Origin of the sequence: Binatus sp. (SeqCode) (assembly GCF_049584895.1) — a bacterium.
Taxonomy (GTDB): Bacteria; Desulfobacterota; Binatia; order Binatales; family Binataceae; genus Binatus.
The window spans coordinates 1-6,942 of sequence record NZ_JBAUYR010000132.1 but is presented as its reverse complement, the minus strand read 5'-3'; the positions used below and the strand labels follow the sequence as shown (position 1 = coordinate 6,942).

General features: G+C 59.7%; 7 protein-coding genes. 4 read left to right on the top strand and 3 right to left on the bottom strand.

The genetic code is table 11. The features are described from left to right. Positions 1-197: 197 nt before the first annotated feature. Positions 198-965, bottom strand: coding sequence for an RNA methyltransferase (locus WB650_RS21945; RefSeq protein ID WP_423962047.1), 768 nt, complete (start codon positions 963-965; stop codon positions 198-200). A gap of 28 nt (positions 966-993) precedes the next feature. Next, positions 994-2,733, bottom strand: coding sequence for a CocE/NonD family hydrolase (locus tag WB650_RS21940; RefSeq protein ID WP_422304647.1), 1,740 nt, complete (start codon positions 2,731-2,733; stop codon positions 994-996). Positions 2,734-2,972: 239 nt separating this feature from the next. Here WB650_RS21940 and WB650_RS21935 point away from each other — a divergent pair, with 239 nt between their 5' ends. Both WB650_RS21935 and WB650_RS21930 read left to right on the top strand, forming a co-directional pair. Beyond that, positions 2,973-3,767: a hypothetical protein gene (locus WB650_RS21935; RefSeq protein WP_422304649.1), complete on the top strand. Its 795-nt coding sequence runs from the start codon at positions 2,973-2,975 to the stop codon at positions 3,765-3,767. A gap of 256 nt (positions 3,768-4,023) precedes the next feature. Further along, positions 4,024-4,842, top strand: coding sequence for an enoyl-CoA hydratase/isomerase family protein (locus tag WB650_RS21930; RefSeq protein ID WP_422304651.1), 819 nt, complete (start codon positions 4,024-4,026; stop codon positions 4,840-4,842). On the opposite strand, the gene WB650_RS21925 is transcribed toward WB650_RS21930, so the two are convergent. After that, positions 4,790-5,713 (bottom strand): tetratricopeptide repeat protein, encoded by a 924-nt coding sequence (locus tag WB650_RS21925; protein ID WP_422304653.1) that lies wholly within the window; start codon positions 5,711-5,713, stop codon positions 4,790-4,792. The genes WB650_RS21930 and WB650_RS21925 overlap by 53 nt on opposite strands. Before the next feature lie 207 nt (positions 5,714-5,920). On the opposite strand from WB650_RS21925, the gene WB650_RS21920 reads away from it, so the two are divergent. Together WB650_RS21920 and WB650_RS21915 are read left to right on the top strand one after the other, a co-directional pair. Then, the gene (locus WB650_RS21920; protein WP_423962044.1) at positions 5,921-6,559 is read left to right on the top strand and encodes a peroxiredoxin; all 639 of its coding nucleotides are present in this window, start codon (positions 5,921-5,923) and stop codon (positions 6,557-6,559) included. Between the two features lie 146 nt (positions 6,560-6,705). Further along, positions 6,706-6,942, top strand: a 237-nt coding sequence (locus WB650_RS21915) for a pyridoxamine 5'-phosphate oxidase family protein (RefSeq protein WP_423962042.1), incomplete at its 3' end; no start/stop codon positions are given.

Below are 6,942 nucleotides of genomic sequence, written 5' to 3'. Positions count from 1 at the left end.
CGTCCGCTAGCTCGACGGCGACTGCGGCCAAATTCTCGCGCATCAGTTGCACCGCGCGCTCGAGATTCTCGCGTTCTGGAATGGCGGCGCGAGCTTTGCGCCGCGCCTCCTGGATCTCGGCAAAATCAATTATCTCAGCCATTTACGATTCACATCTTCGCGCGATTATCGCGCATCGGCGTGGCGCATGGAAAACGTCATCTCAATTTCCTGCCCGCGCTTCGCTTCTCCGCGATCGTGCGAAAACCCCCATCGGCGACCCATCGTATCTGCCGCGCCATGCCGTTGAGAATCTCGACTTCGCGCGCGGTCAATCCGCTGCGCCCGAAAATCTCGCGGATCGCGAGCATGATATGCTCCGGATTGTCGTCGGGTATAAATCCGATCGCGACCAGAGCTTCCGCGAACCGCTCGAGCATCGGATCGCTGATCGACGCGGCCACAAACTCGGGCGTGCGTGCGGTTTCGCTCGCCGCAGTCGCCGCCATCATCAATTCATATGCCACCACCATCACGGCTTGTGCCAGGTTGAGCGACGGATATTCGGGCGCGGTCGGAATCGTGACCAACCGATGGCAGAGTTTCAGCTCGCGATTAGTCAGCCCGCGATCTTCGCGCCCAAAGACGATCGCGATTTTATTCGTGCCCGCGAGCGCGTCGAGTTCCACCGCGGCCGGACGCAGCGGAGTCGAGCGGCTACGATAGCCACCGCGGCGGCTGGTGGTGCCGACCGCGATCGAGCAATCCGCAATCGCAGCCGCCAAATCGGGATAGACCGTCGCATTGGCGAGGATATCGTCGGCATGCACCGCCATCTTGACGGCTTCGCGATCGTTTAAAGGACCGAGTCCGACCAGGCGAAAGTCGTCGAAGCCCATGTTCTTGAGCGCCCGCGCCGCCGCCCCGATATTCCCAGCCGACTGCGGCCGATAGAGCACAAACGCAAATTTGGACGCCGACGCCATTCTTTGTAATGCGCTTCCGCTCCCCGTCTTACCGTTGAGCTGGAATCAGCGGGAGCGTCAGGTATGACGAGAAGGTGTGGTTGTGCATTATGGTTTGCATTGCGGGGCGGATTTCTGCGTCGGCGAATTGTTGGTGGCCAGTGTTTGGGTTTCGATCGAAGCGCGGAAAATTGGACGAGCTGATTTCCAGGCGAATGCGATGGCCCTTCTTGAACACGTTTGACGTGGACCACATATCGATTTTGAACTCTTCGACTTTGCCGGGCGTCAGCATTGCGGGCGTGGTGCGCGAGTTGCGCCATCGCGCGCGGATGATTCCGTCGGTGAGATTCAGCGCGGTTCCGCATTCGCTCACGTCGACCAGCTTCGCGGTGAAGTCGGTGTCGGGGGCCGACGAGGACGCATACAGAATTGCGACGATCGGGCCGGTCACTTCGAGGTCTTCGGGCAAAGGTTCGGTCGAGTACACCAGCACGTCGGCGCGATGCTCGACGGCTTGCTGATCGAACGCACCGCCCTGCAGCGCGCCGGGATAACAGCACAGTCCGCCGCCGACTGTAGGCACCGGGTCGAGCGGATTGTAGAGGAACGAATCGGGCGGCTCGGCGCTGGGCGCGTCGGTTGAGAGCGCGCCGTCGCCGTACATGCTATTTGCGCGGCCGCGGCTGTGCAGGTAGTAGCGGCGAAAATCAGTGCCGGGGAGCGGCCAGTCTTTTTCGTCGCGCCAATTGTTGGTGCCCATCACGAAGATTCGCACTGGCGCTTCAGCGTCAGCGCCGGCTTTGCCTTTGAGCCAATGGTCGAAGAAGCGCAGCGTGGTGCCGTCGATGTCGACGGAAACCGGGCTCGATCGGAATCCGAAATCTACGGCGCCGACCAGATTCTGAAACGGAACCGCGTGATTCCACGGCCCGATGATCAGACGCTGTCCCGCGCGCGCCGCGTCGCTGCCACCGCGCGAGCGCATCCCGGAGTAGTTGCGAATCGTGCCGCCCTGAAAAATGTCGTACCATCCGCCGATGTTGAGCGCGGGGACGTTTATCGCCGCGTGATGCTCCTCGATCGACAACGCTCGCCAGTAGTCGTCGTACGCGGGATGCTCGAGCCAATCGAAAAAGAACGGCGCACCGGCGCTAAACATCGGGAACTGTTTCAGCGGCATGAAGTTCATTTTTTCGCGCATCGAGTCGAGCGAACTCATCACCGTGCCGAGCTCGCCGACCGCCGCCGGATCGTCTGCCCGCTCGCGCAACAGGCGCGCGGGCGCGAGCGCCGCCATCGTCCAGCTGACGTTGAAGAACAGCGCGAAGGCGCCGCCCTGGTAAGTCCATCCGTCGTGATAGTCGCTGGCAGTGATCGACGGCGCCATCGCCTTCAGGCTCGGGGGTGCATTGGTCGCGGCGAGCCATTGCGTCGCACCCATGTACGACGCGCCGTAGGTACCGACGTTGCCATTGGCCCAAGTTTGGCGCGCGGCCCACTCGATCGTGTCGTAGCCGTCCCGTGCTTCGTCGGTGAAACAGTTCCACACGCCGTCGGACGCGAATCGTCCGCGACAATCCTGCACCATCACGTTGTACCCTGCCTCCGCGGCGCGCAGAGCGTCGAGGGTGCCGCTGTAAACCATCGGCATCGCCTTGTTGTAGGGCGTGCGATTGAGCAGCACCGGCAACTTGTCGGGAATATCGGGACGAAAGAGATCCGCGCGCAGCACGCATCCGTCGCGCATCGGCACTTCGATATTTCTTTCGACAATGATTCGCGGCATCACGTGACCTCGAAGGAGATTGTTGATCGGCGAAAGAAAAATATCACAGAAGCGGCGACGCGACGGTAGCGCGCGATTGACGGCGCCCGTAAGATACTGCGTCGCTTATGAGGAGAACTTTGCACGAGATTTGCTCGCATTTGGAACAGAGCAGAATCCTGAACCGCGCGCGAAACGCGCGCTGTATAAGGACCCTCACCTTCGATCCTCTCCCTTACAGGGAGAGGGGAAGACAGAAAATGAGATCGATTCGACTGCTTGCCGTAACTGCTTTGCTTGCGATCGTTTCGATTGCGCATGCGGCGCAGACCGGAAATCTCAAGCTTGATGTGATGGGCGAGGAAGGCGCGGGGGCGAAAAATCCTGCGCACGTAATTGCGGCGAATGGCAAGGAGGCTGGGCAAGTTACGGCGGGATCATCGATTGCGCTGGCACCCGGCGAATACAAGGTGGTGCTGCCGATCGTCGGCGGGCAGATCGTCAAGGACGGCGTTCAGATCGAGGCAGGGCGCATGCATACCGTGCTGATCGCTAACGTCGCGGTGCTGCAGGTCAGCGTCAAAGACAAGACCGGCGCCGATCCCGGTTTTGGCGTCACCGTGACGACCACTGACTCGCCGCACACGAAGGTTGCCAGCTTTATTTCCGGTGACAAGTACCTGTTCGCGCCGAGCCAGGTGGACGTGCACGTCGATGCGCCGCCGCAAGGCTACGACTGGCATGCGGTGCCGCTCGCGCCGGGGCATCGCACAACGCTGACGCTTGACGAGGTGCTGAAGGCCGAGCTGCTGGTGCAGCCGGTGATGTCGAAGATTCCGATCGACAATACGACGCGCGTGGTAGTCTTGCGCGCCGGCACGCAGACCAAAGTCGCGGAGAGCGACCCGGGCAGTGAGCATCGTTTCAAACTTGACCCCGGCAACTACGACGTTTTTGTGGAGAATCGGTCCGGCAAGGGGAAGCCGTATGCGACCTCGGCTGGAATCCATCTTGAGTCCGGTGCAAAGGTGGAACGGACGGTCCCGCTGGACTAAAGAAGTAGAGAAGAGAGGTCAGATGGCAAGCGAACGGCAAAAAGAAATCAAGCGGCGGCGCAAACGGAAAAAATCGAGACTGCAGGCGAAGACCAGGGAGTCGAGGAAGAAGGCGCGTAAGAAGCGGTAGGAGTTAGGAACCTAACCCCTAACCCCTTCCCTCGAGGGAAGGGGAACCGGACACGCGTGGCGCGCCGGACCTCACCCCTAACCCCTCTCCCTTCTGGAGAGGGGAATCGGATGCGGAGAGTTCGCAATGGACTACGAGACACTCCTTTATGATGTGGCGGACGAGATCGCGACGGTTACGCTTAATCGTCCGGCCAAGATGAATGCGTACACGACGACGATGGGCGCGGAGATTACCGACGCGATGCTTCGTGCCGACGCCGACGACAGCGTCCGCGTCGTCATCATGACGGGCGCGGGCGATCGTGCGTTCTGCGCGGGCGCCGATATGTCGATGTTCGCGTCGGACATCAAGACGCGCGAAGCGAAGTACGAAGACAAGCCTGCTGCGACCGAGCGGCGCGCACGGGCGGTGGTCTCGCTGCCGCAGGTGATGCGCAATCTGTCGAAGCCAACGATTGCCGCGATCAACGGCTACGCACTCGGGGTCGGGTGCACGATTCCGCTGCTGTTCGACGTGCGGATCGCGTCGGACAACGCGAAGATGGGCGTCATTTTCCCGCGGGTCGGGCTGATGAGCGAGCTGGGATCGAGCTACCTGATGCCGCGGCTGATAGGACTCGCGCGCACGGCCGAGATGATGCTGACGGGGCGGCAATACCCGGCGTCCGACTGTCTCGCGATGGGGCTCGTGAGCCGCGTGGTGCCGCTCGCGAACCTGATGACGACTGCGCGCGAGCTGGCCGGTGACATGCTGCAATGCTCGCCCACGTCGCTGGCGTTCACGAGGAAGGCGCTGTACCAGGGGCTCGACGGCAATCTCGAAACGGCGATGGCATTCGAGGGATTCGCGCTGGAGAAGTGCTACGTCAGTCCCGAGCACAAGGAATACGTCACGGCGTTTCTGGAGAAGCGCAAGCCGGATTTCCGGAAGGCGAAGGCGTAGAGGCAGGATATCCGCTCTGCCAGAAGGACTTGGCGACCCAGAAGAAATACGCCGTCGCGTCAACCGAGCGGAATGGCTCTCGTTTCTGATACTTCGCGAGCCGCGCCTCGAAGTCGTCGCGATCGATATTGCTGCCGCCAAATTGCAGGGCCGATGTCTGCCATTCAATGGCCTCTTTGAAATGTCCAGCCTCTGCGTAAGCGGCTGCCAGCGTATCCAGTTCATTAGCGTTCTTCCATGAACTCAATTCGCAGGCGCGCGTCGCGTACTGTATTGCCGCGGGGCCATCGCGATATGCGGCAACTGAGGATGCCGCGAGCGCCCAGCCGTAGCGGTTGAATCCACCTCGACTGTCGGAAATCAGATTCGATACCTTCTCGAAGTCAGCGCTGGCGCCTGACGCATCACCTCGCGCGCTCAGCACAGCGCCTCGATAGACATAGAACGCGGGGACGGCCGGGGCGATGGCGATGCCGGCGTCGAAATTCTGTATCGCCTGGGTCTGATCGCCCTTAGCCTTGTAGGCGACGCCGCGCCCCAGGTAGTCGAACCACTTGGGATCGAGTTGGATGGCGCGCGAGTATTCTGCGATCCCGTCGTCATATTTTTGCAGGCACACGAGAGCCTCAGCTTTTCCGGAAATCGCCTGCGCGTCGTCGGGCGTGGTGACAAGAATTTCAGAAAATTCTGTATTCGCCGCCGAACAATCATGGCGGCGGAGCAATACGTAAGCTTTCGAGCGTGGATCCGTTTTGTGGAATGGAGCGTAGATTGCACCACCGGCGGCAACCGACAATTCGCACCCGCCGATACCAACCGCGGCGACGCCAGCCAGCATTGCCGAGGCGATTACATGCAGCTTCCGAATCACCGATCGATTTCCCCCTGAGTCTCCTCTACATATCGTAAATCTAACCGTGAATCTGCTAGAAAAGCTTGACCGAAGTAATGTCAGAGGATAACTTTTGCAGTAGATAACTTAGTAAGTCTCTTTTATCATCTTAATCGGTGGCTCGCTGGATTGTTCCGGGCGGGTTGATCTACTAAAACAGAAAAACTCAAGAGGCAGGTAACGAATATGGCACTTCACATCGGAAGCGTGGCACCGGATTTTACTCAGGAATCGACCGAGGGTCCGATTCATTTTCACGAATGGATTGGCGACAAGTGGGCGATTCTGTTTTCGCATCCCAAGGATTTCACTCCCGTATGCACCACCGAGCTCGGCACCGTCGCCAAGCTCAAACCTGAGTTCGACAAGCGCAATATCAAGGCGATTGGGGTGAGCGTCGACGACGTGCCGTCGCACAAGAAGTGGGTCGGCGATATCGAGGAGACGCAGAACACCAAGCTGAACTTTCCGATCCTCGGCGACGGCGACAAGAAAGTCGCCAAGCTCTACGACATGATTCATCCAGAGTGGAACGACACGTTGACTGTGCGCTCGGTCTTCGTGATCGATAACAACAAGAAGATTCGCCTCACGCTTACCTACCCCGCCAGCACCGGCCGCAACTTCCAGGAAATCCTGCGCGCGATCGACTCGCTGCAACTGACCGACAAGTACCAGGTGGCGACGCCGGCCGACTGGAAGAAGGGCGAGGACGTTATCATCGTACCGGCGTTGCAGGATCCTGAAGTTATCAAGCAGAAGTTCCCCAAGGGCTACAAGGCGCTCAAGCCGTACCTGCGGATGACGCCCGACCCAAGCAAGTAGGCCGAGGCGACCCCTGCACTATCCAGAAAGGCGGCTCTCCTGACGGGGAGCCGCTTTATTTCTCCTCCGCTAAGTCTGATCCGATGGACACAGTTTCGGCAAAGTCGTAATCCGAAATGGAAGTCGATCCATCCGGAGATGAACGCATGAAAATTCCGCAATCGGTACGCGAACTGATCGAACAGGGACCGCTGGCTCATTTGATCACACTCAATTCCAAGGGTAGTCCGCAGGTCACTTTGATTTGGGTCGGAATTGAAAACGACGAGTTCGTGATCGGTCACCTGGCCGAGCATCAGAAGATCAAAAATATCCGGCGCGATCCGCGCGTCGCGTTATCGATGCTCGGCGACAAGACCAACGCGCAGGGGATGCGCGAATAC

Bases quoted from the DNA above. Each gene is read 5' to 3' on its own strand.
- WB650_RS21945 (WP_423962047.1), bottom strand. From the start codon at position 965: ATGGCGTCGGCGTCCAAATTTGCGTTTGTGCTCTATCGGCCGCAGTCG.
- WB650_RS21930 (WP_422304651.1), top strand. From the start codon at position 4,024: ATGGACTACGAGACACTCCTTTATGATGTGGCGGACGAGATCGCGACG.
- WB650_RS21935 (WP_422304649.1), top strand. From the start codon at position 2,973: ATGAGATCGATTCGACTGCTTGCCGTAACTGCTTTGCTTGCGATCGTT.
- WB650_RS21940 (WP_422304647.1), bottom strand. From the start codon at position 2,733: ATGCCGCGAATCATTGTCGAAAGAAATATCGAAGTGCCGATGCGCGAC.
- WB650_RS21920 (WP_423962044.1), top strand. From the start codon at position 5,921: ATGGCACTTCACATCGGAAGCGTGGCACCGGATTTTACTCAGGAATCG.